The 18,171-nt window shown below is 57.3% G+C and carries 18 protein-coding genes; 8 read left to right on the top strand and 10 right to left on the bottom strand.

What is annotated here, in order from left to right; all coding sequences use genetic code 11:
* Position 1 precedes the first annotated feature (1 nt).
* Positions 2-973, top strand: coding sequence for a magnesium/cobalt transporter CorA (gene corA, locus BN873_RS08115; protein ID WP_048672679.1), 972 nt, complete (start codon positions 2-4; stop codon positions 971-973).
* Position 974: 1 nt separating this feature from the next.
* Positions 975-1,754, top strand: coding sequence for a tRNA (N6-threonylcarbamoyladenosine(37)-N6)-methyltransferase TrmO (tsaA, locus tag BN873_RS08110; protein WP_071244076.1), 780 nt, complete (start codon positions 975-977; stop codon positions 1,752-1,754).
* On the opposite strand, the gene BN873_RS08105 is transcribed toward tsaA, so the two are convergent.
* A complete protein-coding gene (locus BN873_RS08105) occupies positions 1,687-2,616 on the bottom strand; it encodes a hydrogen peroxide-inducible genes activator (protein ID WP_048672677.1) in 930 nt (309 codons plus the stop codon). The two genes, tsaA and BN873_RS08105, sit on opposite strands and share 68 nt — an antisense overlap.
* A gap of 174 nt (positions 2,617-2,790) precedes the next feature.
* Between BN873_RS08105 and icd the strand changes: the two genes are divergently transcribed.
* From icd to BN873_RS08080, 5 genes are all read left to right on the top strand, one after another.
* Positions 2,791-4,557 carry an isocitrate dehydrogenase (NADP(+)) gene (gene icd, locus BN873_RS08100; RefSeq protein WP_048672675.1) on the top strand — a complete coding sequence of 589 codons (1,767 nt, stop codon included), beginning with the start codon at positions 2,791-2,793 and terminating at the stop codon, positions 4,555-4,557.
* A gap of 88 nt (positions 4,558-4,645) precedes the next feature.
* Positions 4,646-5,470, top strand: a complete 825-nt coding sequence (locus BN873_RS08095; RefSeq protein WP_048672672.1) for a sulfite exporter TauE/SafE family protein — start codon at positions 4,646-4,648, stop codon at positions 5,468-5,470.
* Between the two features lie 28 nt (positions 5,471-5,498).
* Positions 5,499-6,665 (top strand): App1 family protein, encoded by a 1,167-nt coding sequence (locus tag BN873_RS08090; protein ID WP_048672670.1) that lies wholly within the window; start codon positions 5,499-5,501, stop codon positions 6,663-6,665.
* 119 nt (positions 6,666-6,784) lie between these two features.
* On the top strand, positions 6,785-7,255 hold the full coding sequence (locus BN873_RS08085; protein WP_082161164.1) for a protease inhibitor I42 family protein: 471 nt from the start codon (positions 6,785-6,787) through the stop codon (positions 7,253-7,255).
* 168 nt (positions 7,256-7,423) lie between these two features.
* Positions 7,424-8,002 carry a hypothetical protein gene (locus tag BN873_RS08080; RefSeq protein ID WP_048672665.1) on the top strand — a complete coding sequence of 193 codons (579 nt, stop codon included), beginning with the start codon at positions 7,424-7,426 and terminating at the stop codon, positions 8,000-8,002.
* A gap of 271 nt (positions 8,003-8,273) precedes the next feature.
* Here the strand turns inward: BN873_RS08080 and BN873_RS20360 are convergent, their stop codons facing one another.
* Entirely contained in the window at positions 8,274-8,432 is a 159-nt protein-coding gene (locus tag BN873_RS20360) for a hypothetical protein (protein WP_171820435.1), read from the bottom strand.
* A gap of 350 nt (positions 8,433-8,782) precedes the next feature.
* On the opposite strand from BN873_RS20360, the gene BN873_RS19375 reads away from it, so the two are divergent.
* Positions 8,783-11,503, top strand: coding sequence for a motility hub landmark protein FimV (locus BN873_RS19375; RefSeq protein WP_102047009.1), 2,721 nt, complete (start codon positions 8,783-8,785; stop codon positions 11,501-11,503).
* A gap of 59 nt (positions 11,504-11,562) precedes the next feature.
* Here BN873_RS19375 and BN873_RS08065 read toward each other — a convergent pair whose 3' ends face one another.
* From BN873_RS08065 to gspH, 8 genes are all read right to left on the bottom strand, one after another.
* Positions 11,563-12,798, bottom strand: coding sequence for a lytic transglycosylase domain-containing protein (locus BN873_RS08065; RefSeq protein ID WP_053085269.1), 1,236 nt, complete (start codon positions 12,796-12,798; stop codon positions 11,563-11,565).
* 161 nt (positions 12,799-12,959) lie between these two features.
* Positions 12,960-13,721: a type II secretion system protein N gene (locus BN873_RS08060; RefSeq protein WP_048672658.1), complete on the bottom strand. Its 762-nt coding sequence runs from the start codon at positions 13,719-13,721 to the stop codon at positions 12,960-12,962.
* A complete protein-coding gene (gene gspM, locus BN873_RS08055; protein ID WP_048672655.1) occupies positions 13,718-14,203 on the bottom strand; it encodes a type II secretion system protein GspM in 486 nt (161 codons plus the stop codon). The genes BN873_RS08060 and gspM overlap by 4 nt, the downstream gene beginning before the upstream one ends.
* Positions 14,200-15,399 (bottom strand): type II secretion system protein GspL, encoded by a 1,200-nt coding sequence (gspL, locus tag BN873_RS08050; RefSeq protein ID WP_082161162.1) that lies wholly within the window; start codon positions 15,397-15,399, stop codon positions 14,200-14,202. The genes gspM and gspL overlap by 4 nt, the downstream gene beginning before the upstream one ends.
* A gap of 6 nt (positions 15,400-15,405) precedes the next feature.
* Positions 15,406-16,599 carry a type II secretion system minor pseudopilin GspK gene (gspK, locus tag BN873_RS08045; RefSeq protein WP_048672650.1) on the bottom strand — a complete coding sequence of 398 codons (1,194 nt, stop codon included), beginning with the start codon at positions 16,597-16,599 and terminating at the stop codon, positions 15,406-15,408.
* Positions 16,565-17,179, bottom strand: coding sequence for a type II secretion system minor pseudopilin GspJ (gene gspJ, locus BN873_RS08040; RefSeq protein WP_048672649.1), 615 nt, complete (start codon positions 17,177-17,179; stop codon positions 16,565-16,567). Before gspJ ends, gspK begins: the two co-directional genes overlap by 35 nt.
* Complete coding sequence (gspI, locus tag BN873_RS08035) at positions 17,176-17,649, bottom strand: type II secretion system minor pseudopilin GspI (RefSeq protein WP_048672647.1); 474 nt, start codon at positions 17,647-17,649, stop codon at positions 17,176-17,178. Before gspI ends, gspJ begins: the two co-directional genes overlap by 4 nt.
* A complete protein-coding gene (gspH, locus tag BN873_RS08030) occupies positions 17,646-18,158 on the bottom strand; it encodes a type II secretion system minor pseudopilin GspH (RefSeq protein ID WP_048672645.1) in 513 nt (170 codons plus the stop codon). The genes gspI and gspH overlap by 4 nt, the downstream gene beginning before the upstream one ends.
* Between the last annotated feature and the right edge of the window lie 13 nt (positions 18,159-18,171).

Raw genomic sequence — 18,171 nt, 5'->3', positions numbered from 1 at the left:
CATGATTGTCAATTGCACCGCTTACGTGGATGGCCACAAGCTCGACAATCTCACCCTGGAAGAGATTCCCGCAATCCGCCAGCGCCCAGATGCGTTTGTCTGGCTGGGGCTGTTCGAACCCGACGAAGCCATGATGACGCAGGTTCAGCACTTGTTCGGCCTGCACGAACTGGCCACTGAGGATGCCCATCACGCCCATCAGCGGCCCAAGGTCGAAGTGTACGGTGATTGTTGGTTTTTGGTATTGCGCACGGCCCAAGCCAAGGAGAGTCAGATCGATTTTGGTGAAACCCATCTGTTCGTTGGACCGCGTTATCTGTTATCAGTCCGGCATGGGGCATCGCTGCCTTACGCACCGGTGCGCACTCGGTGTGAAAGTAGTCCAAATCTGTTGTGCAAGGGGCCGGGTTTCGTCCTGTACGCCATTCTGGATTTTGTGGTCGATCAGTACTTCCCGATTCTGAGTGGCATCGAAGATGCCGTCGAGGATCTGGAGGAGCGGTTTTTCAAGGGTGATTTTGACCAAGCCGATATCGCTCGTCTGTACGAACTAAAGCGCGATCTGGTGAGCTTGCGGCGCGCCGCCGCACCCCTGGTTGAGGTTTGCAATTATCTGCTGACCGATGTCTTTAATCATTATATTTCTGATGATATCCGACCCTATTTCCGCGATGTCTATGACCATATCCTGCGGATCACTGAAACGATAGACTCCATCCGGGAAACCCTGGCGCTGGCCTTACAGATCAGTCTGTCGCTGGGTGCGGCGCGACAAAATGACGCGACCAAACGGCTGGCGGGATGGGGCGCACTCCTGGCGGCACCGACGATGATCTTCAGCATCTATGGTATGAACTTCAAAGGCTTTTTTCCCGAACTTGAATGGCAATACGGCTATCCCATCGTCATGGGCAGCGTGGTGGTCGGGTGCCTGTTGTTGTACATCAAACTCAAGAAATCCGGCTGGCTTTAAGGTGTTAGCATTCACCCCGGTTGGGATCATTCATTCCTGCTTTCGTGAAAAATTCGGCATTCCACGCCAACCGGGACTCGTCCCCGCAGCGCGGGCTACGCTGGAATTGCTGCCACCGTACAACCAACCTGAGACGGTGCGTGGGCTGGAAGGTTTCTCGCATGTGTGGCTGGTTTTTGTCTTTCACGGCATTCCGGCGGGGCACTGGCAGCCCACGGTGCGACCACCGCGATTAGGTGGCAACCGGCGCCTGGGGCTATTCGCCACCCGTACCCCGTTCCGGCCTAATCCCATTGGCCTGTCAGTGGTGCGATTAGAGCGTGTCGCCATCAACCGGGGGCGGGTGACATTGCATCTCACGGGCATCGATCTGCTGGACGAAACCCCGGTGCTGGATATCAAACCCTATCTACCCTATGTCGATTGCATTCCGACAGCGACGGGTGGCTTCGCCACCGAATTACCGGCTACAGGGATAACGGTGGAATTTAGCCCAGAGGCGGCAACGGTTTGTGCAGCCTGGCCGTCGGTCAATCTACGAGAATTGATCACCCAATTATTGGCGCAGGACCCACGGCCCGCCTACGAACGGGCCGATCCCGACTCCCGTTGCTACGGCATGAAGCTATTCGATTTTGACGTGCGTTGGGAAATGCGCGACGGCCTAGTGTATGTGATGGAGATCGTGCCTATTGAGAAAGCAGGCTCAGTGCCTACTCCAGCAGATGAATCGCCTCACCCAGCGGACAGGCCCGGATGGCCTCCGTCAGCAGGTCAATGACCCGATGGCGAGGAAAGCTCTTGCGCCAAGCCAGCGCCACGATTCGAGTCGGCCTTGGGTCGCTGAAAGGCCGCACGCTCAGCAAATCACTGACCTGTGCGTAACCACTCACTGAAGTATACGGCAGGACGGTAATGCCCATGCCGGTCGCCACCATCAGGCGGATCGTTTCCAGCGAACTGCCTTCCAGAGTGCGTTGCATATTGTCAGAACCCACACTCAAGCGGTTGCAGTCCGGGCAAAAGCGCAGAACCTGATCCCGAAAGCAATGACCGGGACCGAGCAACAACAAATCCTGCCGGGCCAGTGTTTCCGCATCGACCCATTCGACTTGCTCCAAGGGGTGACCCGTCGGTACCAACACGACGAAGGGTTCGATGTAGACCGATTTTGTGCAGATTCCCAGTCCTTCGAACGGCAGTGACAGGATCAGCACATCCAGTTCGCCGTCCTTGAGCCGCTCATTCAGCACCGCTGTGTAGTTTTCTTCAATCTGCAACGGCATGTGGGGTGCGCGGCGGCGCAAGCGCGGGATCAGGTGCGGCAGCAAATAAGGCCCGATGGTGTAAATCACGCCCAGCCGCAACATGCCGGCCAGTTCATCCTGGCCTTGGCTGGCGAGTTGTTTAACGGTGGCCGCTTCCTCCAGTACCCGTTGCGCTTGTTCAACGATCCGCCAGCCGACAGGTGTCGGTGTAATCTCACCGGGTGTGCGCTCGAACAAGGTAACGCCCAATTCGTCTTCCAGTTTGCGCACGGCGACGCTCAAGGTCGGCTGGCTGATGTGACAGGCATCGGCGGCACGACCAAAATGGCGTTCGCGGGCAACAGCGACGATGTAGCGCAGTTCGTTGAGAGTCATGGTCAGGGTATCTGCAAGATCACTGTGGGAAGATGGGTTCTCAGGTCGGCCGTCATGGACAGAAACCGCGTTTACGTGTAGTTTTACTTGGTTTTTTCGCGCAAACGCGACATCTCCAAACACCCACGCACTTCAAGAAACCCTGTAGAAACCCCATCAGCGTCAGGAGGCTTCATGGCGTACAAGCATATCCGCATCCCCGCCGGCGGTGAAAAGATTACCATCAAGGACGGCAAGCTTAATGTTCCCGATCAACCGATTCTGGGCTGTGTCGAAGGCGATGGCATTGGCCCCGACATCACCAAGGCATCGCTGCGGGTTTGGGACGCGGCGGTCGAGGAAGCCTATGGCGGCCAGCGCAAGATTCACTGGTGCGAGATTTATCTGGGCGAGAAAGCGGCCGAGCTATATGACGGCAACTATTTCCCCGATGAAACCTTAGAAGCGATTAAGGAGTTGGTGGTCGCCATCAAGGGACCTTTGACCACCCCGGTCGGCGGCGGTTTCCGCTCCCTGAACGTCGCGCTGCGCCAGGACCTCGACCTTTACGCCTGTGTGCGGCCGGTGCGCTACTATCCCGGCGTACCTTCGCCGATGCGCCACCCGGAAAAGGTCGATGTCATTATTTTCCGCGAAAACACCGAGGACGTTTACGCCGGCATCGAATACAAATCCGGCACACCAGAAAATGCCAAGTTAGCCAAATTCCTGCGCGAGGAAATGGGCGCGGAATTCTTCGAGGACGCTGGCCTTGGCATCAAGCCGATTTCGGCGTTCGGTTCCAAACGACTGGTGCGCAAAGCCATCCAATACGCCATTGACCACGGCCGCGACAGCGTGACCCTGGTGCATAAAGGCAACATCATGAAGTTCACGGAAGGCGCGTTCCGTAACTGGGGCTATGAATTAGCGCGCGATGAATTTCCCGACCAGACCATCACCGAAAACGAGCTGTACAGCGTTTATGGCGGCAAGCAGCCTGCGGGTAAGGTGGTGATCAAGGATCGCATCGCCGACATTATCTTCCAATTGCTGCAATTGCGGCCGGAAGAGTTTTCGGTGCTGGCCACCATGAATCTGAACGGCGACTACCTCTCTGACGCGGTGGCTGCCGAAGTCGGTGGCATCGGCATCGCGCCGGGCGCGAACATGGCCGATCATATCGCGGTGTTCGAGGCCACCCACGGCACCGCGCCCAAGTACGCCAATCTGGATAAGGTCAACCCCGGCTCGCTGATGTTGTCTGGCGTGATGATGCTGCAATACATGGGCTGGACCGAAGCCGCCGAGTTGATCGAATCGGCGCTGGCGAAAGTTATCGCCGATAAGACCGTCACCTACGACTTCGCCCGGCAAATGGATGGCGCGACCGAGGTGCCGACCAGCAAATTTGGCGATCTGCTGATCGCCAAGATGCGCGAAGAAGGTCCGGCGCTACGGCAGGAAATCGAACATCGCCGTCGCCATCAGGAGCAATCCCGCCGCGAACTGGAAGCCGCCCGCGTCGCCGATCCGGTGCAGGCGATGATCGCATCCGGCCGGATGCCGACCACGATTGGCGGGATCATGTCGCCGGTGGTGACCGTCAAGAACGACGAACTGGTCAACGTGGCGATGCACACCATGATCGAAAATGGCGTCAACGCGGTGATGGTGGAACCGGACGCCAGCGGGCAATGGGGTATCATGACCGACCGCGACGTGCTGAAAAAGATCATCAGCGTCAATCGCTCACCGGCGCGGGTCAAGGTCGGCGACGTTACCACCCGACCCCTGGTGACGGGCAAGCGGGAGATGTCGCTGGCCGAAGCCGCGCAAAAGATGTCGCAGGCCAATGTGCGGCGCGTGGTGGTCGAAATGGACGGCAAACCGGTCGGCATGGTGACCGACAACGATCTGTTCCGTACCGTGGAAGTGTTTGGCTGGGGGCCGGACATTTGAGGTAAAACGGTCAGCCCTGGATGGGTGATATCCCCACGGCGGCCAATAGGTCCTTTGGGGATATTGCATTTTTGAAGCCGTAATCGTGATGCTCAGCCTGTTGTTTGGCGTGATGGTCGGTTTTTCGCTCGGCCTAACGGGTGGAGGCGGATCGGTGTTTGCGCTGCCTTTGTTAGTGTATGGACTCCAGGTGCCGGTCCATCAGGCGGTGGTGATATCCCTGGCGGCGGTTGGCATTACTTCGTTGGGCGGTGGCTTGGCGCGTCGGCGTGACGGTCAAGCAGAATATCGGATCGCACTGATTTTTGGCCTATCTGGTGTGACCGGCGCTCCACTGGGCGTGTGGCTGAATCCACGTTTTCCCGAATCGGCATTATTAGTCGGCTTTGCGTTGCTGATGTTGGCAGTCGCGGGCCGTATGTGGCGACAAGCAAACCGGCAGCCGGAAGAAACCCGTATCGTGCGCGCCGACATCAACGCTGTCGTGGATCATCATGCCGAACCGACTTGTCGTTACGATCCCGGCGGACGCTTGCGATTGACTTCGCATTGCGCCGCGCGGCTGGCTTTGGCTGGTGGCGCAACCGGACTCCTGTCGGGTTTATTCGGCGTCGGTGGCGGATTTCTCATCGTGCCAGCTTTAATCCTGATCGCATCGCTGCCGATACGGCGGGCTGTCGCTACCTCCTTGTGGGTTATCGCAATCATCAGTGGGATTAGCCTGTTATCTCACCTGATGGCCGGCCACCGGTTGCCGGTCGCTCTCACCGCTGTTTTTATCCTGGGCGGCATGGGCGGGATGTTATCCGGCATTGCGTTAGGCCGACACATCGCCGGACCAATCTTACAAAAGATCTTCGCCGGGATGATGGTTGCGGTCGCAGTGTTTATGTGCGGACACATCGTGATCTAATCAGCAACCCGGATTGACTGCCCGAAACATGGCAACCTGGAAAGACTCAGCCCACCGCCTCGGTTATCTGATCGATACCCATTTTGATCGGTTGCGCTACGGCCTAAAGCGCCGTTTGGGCTACGATCAGCCATTGCAGGTGGTGCCCTACGACGGCTATGGCAATCAAGAAACCCTGTTCCTGACCGGTCGCGTGCTGGAAGATCATGGCGATATCGACACCACCGATCAAGAAACCCTTTGGAGTAATCTCGTCGCGTCCTACCGGCGCTTCGGAAGTGACGAGGTTCCTGGTCTCCAGATCCGGGCAACCTTTCAAGATCGCAGCGTGGAAACCGTGACGGATAGGGAAGGTTATTTTCATGTCGCGCTGCCGGTCATGCGATCTCTTGATCCCGATTTATCGTGGCAGTCGATTACCCTCAGTGTCCCCCCACAGGCGATGCTAAGACGGCAACCGCCTGAACCGGTGACCGGCCGCGTCCTGACGCCGGCCCCTCATTGTGACTTCGGCATTATCAGCGACATCGACGATACGATTTTGATCACCGGTGCCACCAGCCTGTTGAGGATGGCCAGGCTGACCTTTCTGCGCAGTCCAAGCAGCCGGCTGCCGTTCAATGGAGTCGCCGCTTTTTATCAAGCCTTGCAGACGGGCGGTCCATACCGTCGGCCACTGTTCTATATCTCCAGCAGCCCGTGGAATCTTTACGATTTTTTGGTAGATTTCATGGGTCTCAATGGCATTCCGGCTGGCCCTCTGCTGTTGCGCGACTTTGGCGTACAACCGGAGCGTACCATCGGCTCCAGCCATCAAGCGCACAAACTCGCACAGATTGAGCGAGTGATGAAGACCTATCCCAAAATGCCGTTCATCTTGATTGGTGACAGCGGGCAGCATGATCCTGAAGCGTATGCCCAGGTCGTCGCGACCCGTCCGCAGCAAGTGCTCGCCATTTACATTCGTGATGTGACCCAAAACCCTCAGCGGGATGCGGAAATCGCCTTGCTGGCGGCGCAGGCACAATTGCATAAAATTGCTTTGCTTTTGGTGGAGAATACGTTACAGGCGGCTGAACACGCCGCACGACACGGTTACATCGATTCTGCAACGTTGCCATCGATCCGCGCCGATCATGCCAGATCGGCCGAGCCGCTTGATCTGATCGAACATCTTGTGGGTGAGGACGATTAGAAACACGTTTCGCCGATGCGCTGGTGAGTGAGCGCTGATAGTGCTTTCACAAATAGGATAGTATGTGCATGTTTTGAGTCACTGAATCCATCACCTGATATGACCTTCCCGGTGCGCCTATGGCTTTTGCTCCCGAATACCCGATCCGTTGCCTACGCTTTATCCCTATGGCTATTTTGGCGATATTGGTCACCGTGTTCACGGGTTGTGCTTCTAAACAGGGCCACGAACCCGTCTCCGTTCCACCAGCGGGTATTCGCGAGAACGGTATGTTAGTGGTCACCCACACCGACAATAATCGCACCGCTGAACTCCGGGTCGGTGAGCGTCTGGCGGTCAAGTTGCCTGAAAATCCCAGCACGGGTTACGCTTGGGCCATTGATGAAAGCGATAGTCGCCTGTTGGCTCTGGATAGTACCGCCTATGATGCACCGACCGAAGGCTCCATCGGCGCGCGTGGGCGGCGAGTGTTCACGTTTAGCGCCCGCCAGGCCGGTGATGTGGTGCTTAAGCTCAAATACTGGCGTTTTTGGGATGGTGATGCGTCAGTGACCGAGCGGTACCAAGTCACGCTCAAGCTGGTTCCGTAATCTCGAATGCCGTTCTGCCCCATCGCAAAGCTGCTGAGCTTCTGCTAGGCGGTAATTGACCAAGAGCGCTCGTATCAGTTTTGGTAAAACTGATGGGGGACGCTATCATCTGCTTATAGGGCTTTTTTCGCGCTTTTTTCAACAACCCTCGTTTTAGGGAGATTTTGCATGAAGAAAACTATCTTGGCTGCAGGTGCGGTGCTGGGCTTATTGTTGGTCGGCGGCTGTGCAACCACGCCGGATGAAGCAAAAACCGCTAAAGTCAATCCGGCAGCTACACAACTTGAGATTCGGGATCAAATCACCGCAACCGCGATTGTGCAATCGGTCGATGTGGAAAATCGTCAAGTTACCCTTAAAGGCAAAGGGGGTAAGCTCCATACCATCTCGGTGAGCGAAGGGGTCCGCAACCTGTCCCAGATCAAATCCGGCGACCGGGTGGAATTGACCTATCATGAGGCTCTGGCAGTTAGCCTGGATAAACCTGGTGTGACTCCAGATCGCGCCGAAACTGGCCAAAAATCGGCTATGGCCCGCCAGGATACGGAGATTGTCGCCAACGTCACCGCCGTAAATCAAAAAAGACATAAGGTGACTTTGCAAAGCGCACGGGACGCGGTGACCCTAAAAATTCCTGCCAACATCGATATCAGCAAGCTTAAGATCGGTGATCAAGTCAAGGCGAATTACCTACAGGAATTGGCCGTTGCCATTGAGCCGGTCGCTATGAAGAAGAAAAAGAAGTAAACGCATCATTGCCTCTCTCCGTTATTTCTTTGGGGAGGGGTTTCGTCGCAGCCAGTCCAAGCGTGTAACGAGTCCAGTGCTCATCGACTGCGGTTAGATGATATCGTCGCTGGCAATACCTTGGTGCAAGGTTGGTTGCGTATTGCGGCAGGTAGGCTTTGATTGCAGGCCGGGGCGGGTTGCTGAACAGCACTCGCCCCGGCGTGGTGCAAGTGTGCATCCTTTCGTGTCTGCTTGATCAAGAGATTAGGTCGCCTTCGAAGACATTGGCTTAATAAAACCGCCAATCTTTTAGCCAAGACGAAACCAGGGTGCTGGTCAACCCGCGTCGCCAGGCGATTTGCAAGCCGATTCGTGTTATCACCGCCGCCGCCCCGACAGCCAGAAGAACCAAAAACGGCAGCGCACAGAGCAGGCAGGGTGTCTCCATCTTTATTCTGCAAGGCATTGAAAAATTTTGAATTCTATTGATTAGTCCCGATTTTTAACTCAATGAAATAAATTCCCGGCTTACCTGATTGAATGATCGATAGAGCTAAGGGGCGGGCGTGTGGTAGCCAATGACGCTGAAATCATATTATTTCCAATGTCGCATGTAGGGGAGAGGATGTATGCCGATAAAAATACCGCTATCATTAAAAAGTGACAGCTTCGTTAAAATTATCGGGCATTGCCTAGAAAAGTGGTTGTCCTAAAAATCTGGATCGTGCGATGACTCAACTGATCAATACGCTGCTTGCCGTTTTTACACTGAAAAACGCCTCGTTAAGGAGTATCTTTATGGGGAACCTTCGAGTCGTGACGCGCCTTGTCGCGGGCTTGAAGTGGGAAAACCACCGGCCTGATGTAGCCGGTGGCGGTATCCAAGCCAATCCCGCCGGGGCTTTGAGCGCTCGGCGGCGGAATGGGGACAGGTGCATGTCGACCAGGACATTACTCCGGTTAACCTCTTTGGCCGGTCTGGCCGCGCCAGTGTGCGCTTTTGCTCTAGGTGTCGGTCCGCTCGCCGTGCGCTCCGCGCTCAATGAGAACTTAGATGCTGATGTCCCTCTGGTCGTCAGTAATCCTGGCGAGCTGATGGGGTTGACGGCGCGGATTCCTCAGCAGCAGGATTTTGATCGAGCTGGGGTTGAGCGCTTAGCGACTTTTTCGAAATTGCGTGTCTCGGTTCAGACCCCGCCGGGGGGGCCGAACCTGATTAAAATTACGTCAACCGAGCCGGTTCGTAACCCTAATTTCAATTTGTTGCTCGAATTGGTTTGGCCGCGCGGTCGGTTGATCCGTGAATTCACGGTTCAACTTGATCCCGAGCTTTATGCCAACCGCCGTCCGCCGCCACCACCGCCACCACCAGCGATTCTGCCGGCACCGGCTGCGGCTGCGGCACCGGCAGCTGCTCCCCCACCGCGCCCGGCTTTGAACTTGCCGCCCGCTCCTCAGGTTTCTCTGGAGGGCGCTTCCACTTACGGGCCGATCAAAGCCGGTGAAACCCTGTCAGGTATTGCCAACCGGGCACAGGCTCCAAGCGGCATTAGCACGCCGCAGATGATGGCAATTTTGCTTGCAGCAAACCCACAAGCGTTCACCAATGGCAACCCAAATGCTTTGCGCAAGGGCGCTGTCCTGCGGGTTCCGTCCGCTCAAGCCGTAAGCGGACAGAGTACCGCCGCCGAGGCAGCGCCATCGGTAGTGTCGGATTTGAGTGTACCGCCACCAGCGATACCCCTATCGCCACCGGCGGCGACACCCGATGTGGCCGCAGCGCCACCTCCTCCTGCCGTACCCGGCCCAGTCACGCCTACATCTGGTCCAGTGTCCGCTCAGACACCGGCGGTGCCACTTCCTCCACCGCTTTCACCGCCGCCTGTGCCCACTCCTCCCAGCGTAGTCGGAACGCCATCGGTGGTGCCACCAGTAGCACTAACGCCTTCGTCCTTGCCTGTCGGCCAGCAACCCCAAGAAATCGTTCCTCAAGCCAGCATTCCCCAGGCACCCGCAACTTCGCCTACAGCAACCTCCGGAAGCACGGTGACCCCTACTGTAACACCGCCTCCGAATACAGCGACCGGTACTGTGACGCCACCGTCCGGTACGGCGGTAATGCCTGCGACACCGCCGGTAGAATCGCCAAAACCGGTCGCACCAGCCCCTGTTAAACCACCGGTTCAGCCCGTGGCGGAATCTGAGCCAAGCTGGTTTGATAACCCTGTCATTTGGCTCGGCGGTGCTTTGATTTTGCTGGCCATCGCTGCACTGGTGCTGTTGCCTTTGCTGCGGCGGTCTGCTCGTTCGAGTCCAGCGACTGTCGAACCGGTCACCGAGCCGGTGACCGGCAGGCCAAGCGCGGCACAGACAGCCGCCAGTCCAGCCGCCGATAGCCCCACCCGCGTCGTGCGACCTCTTGACCCTGCAATAGTGGCGGCGCTGGCGCCACCCGCTCCTGCGGTTGCAGCGCCTGAACCCAGTTCAGTCAGCAATCTACTAAGAGATATCGACTTGGGAGTCAGCAACTTGCCCCTGAGCGCCAGTGATACCTCTCCCCAACTGATCGATAGGCGAACACCATTGCCTGATAGGGAACCGGCCACGGCGTCAGAGCACGAGAAACCGTCTATCCCAGCGATGACATTGGCCAAGCCGTCGGAGCCTGCTCAAAAATCCCCGGCGCGAGCTGAATTGCCTACCGAATTGCAGTTTGGTGGGATGGATTTCGATTTCGGTGACATGAAGCTGCAACAAACCGGTTCCCAGCCGGTCGAACTGGCCCCATTGGAAATGAAACCGGCGATTTCAGGAGCCAAAGCAGGCGGTTTAGCGCCGGTACCTATCGACCGTATGGAACCGGCCACGGAACCGGCATCCAGTTCCGGCGCTGCCATGGCGGCGATCTTGGCCGCCGATGAGACGTTCGCCATGGAACTGAAACCTGGGCATAGTGCGGATCAGACCTTGGATTTGGATATAAAATCAAGACGGTCGCAGCCTAGCGAATTGCTTCCCCTGGAAATGATGCCTCTTCGCTCTGATCAGGAATTGCTCAACCGCCTGCCGCAGGGGATAGACCATCCCGAACCGGTGACTGAACCTGGAACATTTTCGGGGGTTTCGGCTATTTTGTCCGCCCAGTCTGCGGCCGATGCTGAAGCTTCGAGAGCACAGGTCAAACAGCCGCCTTCGCCCGTTGATCATAAGTTTGACTTTGCGGATATAACGCAGGAAGTTGGGCGGCAAACTGACGATATTTCATTGACGAAATTGGATGAGGATCTGCGCAGTTTCGGCGATAAAACGCTTGATCTTGCGCCGATGGAGGTTAAATCCTCGCCGGTTATGCCCGAAAACGCTATGGCGGATTACATGGAAACCAAACTGGATTTGGCGATGGCCTATCTGGATATGGGAGATCAGATGGGCGCGCGAAGCTTATTGGAGACTGTTTTACAGGAAGGTGATTCTTCCCAAAAGCAACGCGCTAACGACATACTCAAGAAAATAGCTTGAGCGTTCTATAAAAAACCCCTCCCTGAGTGGAGGGGTTTTTCGTCTGTTGGGAGATGTCTTCAGCGTAGCTTGGCGGTAGTGACCGTATCGGCTAAAGCGACTGCCCGATCAGTGTCGCCGCGTTGCGCAAGTCGCGTGATGGTGCCGGCGGGTAGCCATATCAACGTACCGGCGGGCAGAGGCAGCCGGCCTGATTGAGCGGCACTATTCCATGCCTTATTGAGGCTATTAAGCTCCCAAAGATTCACCTCATAGTAACTGGCGACGGTGGTGGCTGAAGCCGTTTGCCGAAGCCGTACTCGATCCAGGTTCAAAGGCGGTTCGTAATTGACGCCTTCTGGAAAAAAGCGCTGGGGATTCTTAGCGATGTCGCGGGCGGCCAGGAATTCCGCATAAAAGTTACGTGAGGCAAAACCGAAGCCTGAACCCGAGTAATTTTGCACGATAGCAGCAAAATTATTACCGAAGGCTGCGCGTGCTTGCTGCATCCCACCGACACCATGGTTGTAGGATGTGAGCGCCATAGGCCAGCTTTGCAGTCGGTCATGTGCGTTACGCAGATAACGGGCGGCTCCCTGAGCCGAGGCGACTGGGTCACGCCGTTCGTCGATGGCCGCGTTGAGCATCCCGAAGTGCCGAGCTGTACCCGGCATAAACTGCCACATGCCCACAGCACCCGCTGCTGAGGCCGCGTGGTTTTGGAAGGATGACTCAACATGGGGCAAATAGGCGAGATCCTCCGGCAGACCGGCTTCCCGAAATGTCCGGCGAAAAGCCGCATCGTAACGGCCACTCATTTCCAGGCCGCGCTTAAAGCGTTCGCGGGTTCCCCGCTGGCTGCGAAGCCGCTCGCTGGCACCCATCAAAGCACGAGGACCGCCGCTGCTGGCTTTAATGCGATCAGCCAACGCCTGTTCGGCAGTCGTCAGAGGACTATTGGCAGCGGTTTTATACTCGACCTGGCGCAAAAGCTCTTTCAAAGTCTCCAGATGTCCCTTGACGAACTCTTTGTGCTCAGCGGTTTGACTCTCGTCGATGGAACCGGGCAAGGTGAGTACCCCATAGACGATATCCAGATAGCGGTCATCGTGTAAGGCGACCTGGCTTCGTCCCCAGCTCGCGTAGACTTTGCGCCAAAACCCGACCTGTGCCTGGAGTTCTGGAAGTGCCGGAAACGCCGCGTCGGAGTAGGTGCTGGACGTGAAATTGGTCGGTGGCGGAGTCGGTTGCCCAGCGCAGGCTACCAGCAGTAGCGTTACCAAAAAGGTCAGAAATCCGCGCGTTTTGGGTGGCATCGACAGTTACTCCCTGGTAGTTGCGTCGGGATCGGTCTGGATCGCAAAGGGTGGCAGCTTATATGATAATTAACTATTTGAAAATAACCTAAAATGCCGGACCGGGTTCCATCGGGGCCGGCTTACCGGAACGCATTTTTAATCACCAGATAAATTCCAACCTATAGCGGCAAAGCGCCTGAAAAATTCAAAGGCCAGCGCCCATCGGCGCCCGGTGGTCCTAATAGGCTCATTGCTTGGCGCAGTACCTGGTTATTGGGGTCGCGGACCATTGCTTGACCGGTGAATCGGTAGCGTCCGTCGGGTTGCAAGCTCAGCGTACCCTCCAGAACGAGGGGAGCATTGATGTCCTTGATTTTACCTTGCATTCCCTCTGATCCAGCCGAATCCAGGCGTAACTCATAATCGCCCAGCGGCAACGGTTGGCCGAGGTTGACCCGCAAATTTAGCAGACGGATTGTGCCTTGTGCCGCAGTGGGCCGGCCAGTCGCATCAAGGGCAAGATTGCGCAGATCAAGCACAACCATGCCTTCCAGTGGCAGACTCCCTACCGCAGCCAGATTGCTGACACGATTTAATGGCAGGCGACCGGTCAGATCGCCCAGGGTGATTTGCCGGTTTAAGCCGAGGGCGGCATTGCCGGCGAGTTTGATTTCAGGGTCCTCGGTTTGGAGGTTAATACCTAGCCGTCCTTCCAACAGGGCGCGGGGCCGCCAGCGCCAAGTGAGCCGGTCGATGCTGAGATCTCGCCAGCGGACGCTCGATAAAGCGCCAGCGATGGCCCTGCCTTCTACCCCACGCACGGTGAATCCAACCAGGCGGCTACCGATCTGATCAGCGACTAGGGTAGCGGGAGCCAGCAGCAGGAGAAACACCAGAAACGCTACTATTCCCAGCGCGCTGTAACCCCATAGCGCTTTCATGGTTGGTGCCCTAGAACGATGCGGGCATTAACCAAACCCGGCGTATCGGTACGGTCCACAGTGAGGCTAATGAGCACGATGCGGTGCTGTTCTTCCAAAATATTTAGCCAGGGTAAGAGCCGGTCAAATTCAACAGAATCTAATTGAGCGCTCAGTTTGTCATCGCCTTGGGGCGCGATCCGTTTTAATGCGGCGCCCATCCCGGCCGTGCGTGCAGTTTGATCGACCACAGTTAACAGCGAGCGTTCATCGGGAGAAGACCCGGCAGCAGCAGTCCGGTTGAGAGCTTTGACGTCCTGGGCCGCTTGCTGCATCCAAGCTAGCTCCGCGCGCCGCTCGACGACGGTTTGCTGAAGCCGGTGATGACGGGTCTGAAATGGTTGCCAGCCGAAAACATACAACAAGAACACGAGCACCAGCCCCGTGCCGGCCAGAATAATACCCCGTTCGCGGGTACTGAGAGTTGCCCACCAGGTGTTCATGGCGCCGATTTCTTCAAAGTGACTTTGCTTTCCGCCTGGCCTTCCCGCTGCGTGGTACGCATCTCCACTTGCAAGCCAGGCTGCTGGTTGAATTGTTGCCGAAGCTGATCCAGCGCGGCTGGAGCGCCCCCTTGCAGGGATAAATCAAGCTGGCCATCACGATAGTTTAAGCCTCGCAGGGAGATATCCGGGAAACCGCCGAGCGGTTGGCCACCGCGTTGCAACAGATCGAAGAACGTACTGCCAGCAGCGTTGGTAGGACGCAATTCACGCAGGCGTGCCTCTAATTGTGCTTTGGGATTGACGATGCGGGTCGCACCCGGCACGGCTTCTTTATAAAGACGTTCCATCGTACTGCTCAGCCAAACCATTTCCTGCTGTAACCGCCAATACTGGTAGATGGATACGCCGCCTTGTAGGAGTAACAGAGCACCCGCCAGTGCGGCTGTTGCCCGCCAGGGCCGCAGCCAGCGCCCCCAGGACGCCTGACGGCTGTATCGACCTTGCAGAAGATTCAGGCTAGTGCCGGGTTGATAGGTCGCGGCATACAGCGGCAATGGTTCAACCAAACCGGATTCGACCTGGTTTTCCAGTTCAGCGAAAGGGGTATTGGCCCATTCGGGGATCGCTTCACCCCAGATGCGTAGCCCCTGTGGTTTAGTTTCGCCGGCTTCAGTCAAGGCTTCGGTCAGCCACAACGCCAAGGTTTCCCGTTCGGTTGCGAAACCTTGCCAGCGCCCAGTGCGCACGACGGCCCGCCCAGGCTCCAGCAGCACGCTCCAGAAGCCATCCCGCCAAGGTAACAGCAGCGGCTCTGGAATAGCGGCAGCCGGCGTCAACCCGTTTTGCTCGCAGGTTTGCAACCAGTCGCGCAAGGTGTCGTGACCGATGACCGCCACCGGCAAGCGGCCCTCATCCAGAGCGCTGCCCAGCACGAAATGTAAGGCATCGATATCTTCCGCCAACTGATCTTCCAGTGCGTAAGGAACAGCCCGTGCCCATGTGGATCGTTTGCGACTGGGAGCGATGAGCGGGTGCAGGATCACCGCTTCGCCCGGTACGATCATGAGGGGTCGGGCACCGGTCGCTTGGTCCGCTAATGCGGCCAACGGGCCATGTTGCACACGGCCATCAGGGTGTAGCCACTCCGCTTGATCGGAGGAAAGCATTCGAAAAAAAACGGGTCGGGCGGGCACGGTAGTTTAGTCCTGGTTGCCGAAGCTGCGCCGCAGCACACGGACGCGCTTCGTGTCGCGCTGCAAGATACTGTATAACATCGCGCGCCCATCGCCCACACGCGCTTCGACCCGCAGGCCAAAATACCGGCTGGCTACGCCAAGTTGCGCTTTGATCGTGGCATCGACGGTCAGTTTTGCCGCGTTGAGAAAATCATCGACGTTTTTGTAGCCTTCATCGGGCGGATTTTCGAGCAGGCGTTCGATTTCCTTAATATCTTTTTCCTCGGCCAGGGCCGCCAGCACGGCTGCCGGAGCCGTATTCACATTGAGCGGTGTGTTAGGGGGCAGGACGCAAACCAACGAACTGAGCTTATCGTAAGCCTCCTGCTCCATACCCTTCAGCAAGCGCAGTTCCCCGACGCTTTGCAACGGGCGGTTGGCGGCCAGATAGGGTGGGGTGCGCACATTGTAATCGCTATCCTCAGCCCCCTCTGGAAAGAGGGGGTCTTGATCAGGATCAATCCAATCGACTATCGCCTGTGCCAACTCCGGCTTGAGTTCGAGGCTGACTAACAGGCGTTGCAAGACTTGAAACTGGGCCTCGTTCAACTCCCCTTTCCCAGATTGGGTTGCCTCCGAATCAGCGCTGTCGGCGGTATTCTCCGCGTTATCAGACGAGGATTGTTGGCCAGCTTGTCCAGCAACCTCTCCAGCTTGGGTTGCTTTTACCGGCTGCTTTTCGTTCTTTTGCAGCGCACCGGTCTGAGCCGCAGTACCGGGGTTGGCTGCGGCCCCTGGACTGGTTGCTGGCTTCCATAAATTGTTGAGATTGAAGCAGCCTTGCAGATCGCGCATCTGGATCGACAACGCGCCTTCCTTAAGCGGCAAGGCGGCCGGTGGGTGCGCCCACGCCTCACCGAGATGATCGGTTTCATTTTTTTTACGGTCGTGTGCCAGCGCGAGTATCGCCCACTCTTCGGCGCCTAGCGTGTACAGCCGTGCCTGCTGCTGATGCTGAAGCACCGTGCTACGGCGAATCGCGATTTGCTGTAAGGCGGCCAAACTGGTGGCAGCGACGCTGGCCAGAAAAACGATCAGTAGCACCGTAATCAAGGCGACACCGGCTTGCGCCGCACCCGTGTTGGGAAAATAACGGCTTGGGCTTCGAAAGCACGGGGTGTCGTTAACCAGGTACCAGTAACAACCGGGTAATTTCACCCCAATCCTCCAAGGTCAGGCTGATTTCCACCGCACGGGGCAATACATCGAGTTTTTTCTTTCTGTCAGCGTCGTCAGTGGGCGTCGGCGGCCATTCGTTGCGCCACTCATCACCCTCCAGAAAACGGGTTCGGAAGGCACGTACCTTTTCCAACAGCAGGGTTTCCCGTGGTTCTAATGCGCCGCCTCGGTCCAGTACATCCCAATGTAACCGCCATAGCCGCCCTTCCCGCAACCGATAGGCAACCCGTTGCAGATCGGCGCGCGGCTGTCCCAGGGGGTTGTCCCAGCCGGCACGGGTCAAAATGAGGCGGTCGTTGGTCAATTCACCGCCGATCATCGCCGCCTGGGTCTCGCCATACTCGTCACGGATACCACGCCGTACCGCTTGCCCGATATCCTGCTCGATTCGGAAAACGGCCAGTTGAACCGCCGCCAGTCGCTGACTTTGTGCCTCCACGGCGGCGCGAGTGAACAGCACGTTGCGCAAACCACTATAGGCAGCAGTGGCCATGATCGAGAAGACCGCTAAGGCAACCATCAGCTCCAGCAAGGTAAAGCCACGCCCAGCGGCTCTCATTGGGCGCTCGATGAGGGTTTGGGCGATGAATCTTGCGGGGCTGCTTCCTGCTCCGATGGTGTTTGTTCAGCCGGATTGCTCGCATCAGGCTCGTCGGCGGGCGGGCGGCTTTTGAAGGCGACCAGCGTGGTGAGAACAGGTCCATTGGCATCGCGCTGGCGAATGGTCAAATCCAGACGCCTGAGATCAGGGTCGTCGGTTTTTTGAAAGCTTGCTTCCCAGCGCCAGGTGCGATTGGCCAGTTCGACGCTACCCTGACGACTACCTTCATCAGGCCAGGGGGCAGCGGCGAGCACCAGCTCGTTGATCTTATTCAAAGCAACCCAGCCAGCGAAGGTTTGGTCACGCAGTTGACCGATGGTATTAACGCTTTGGGTGGCAATGCCGATGATTGCACCCATGGCGATAGCCAATACCGCCAATGCCACCATCACTTCGAGCAGGGTGAAGCCGGCCGGTCTTTTACTCATGGCTTCACCGCGCCGACGGTCAGCCGACCCATCGCATCCGCCGCCACGCGATAGCGCGGCGCCGTTGAGCCTGGTGGTTCGTCGGCTAGACCGAAGACTGCGACGAACTCAGTCGCCTCGCCGCTGGCCAATAGCACGACTTGCGGCCACTTGGAGGGGTTTTTCAGGGCAATCGGTTGGCCTTCGACCCACAGCCCCAACGCCATATCATCGGGAAGCTGATGCTGGATCAGGCTATCGGCAGCGGTGGGCGCTTGCCAATTATTTTTTGCGTCACGACGTAACAGCGCATAGCCGGTTCGTGAGAACCGGATACCGCGCAGCTCACTGGCCAAGATGGCTTCCTGCTGCTGCAATTGCACCAGCGCCGCCAGTCGTTGAGCTTCCTCAGCCAAGCGATCCTGCGGCCCACGACCGGCGGAAAGCAGGGCAAAGCCGGTAATGATGCCAATCAGTACCAGGACGACCATGACCTCCAGCAGGGTGAAGCCATGCGCCGGTGCAGTCATCGTCGTGCTTAGG

The organism is Candidatus Competibacter denitrificans Run_A_D11, from assembly GCF_001051235.1.
Classification (GTDB): domain Bacteria; phylum Pseudomonadota; class Gammaproteobacteria; order Competibacterales; family Competibacteraceae; genus Competibacter_A; species Competibacter_A denitrificans.
This window is presented reverse-complemented; position numbering and strand designations above follow the sequence as displayed.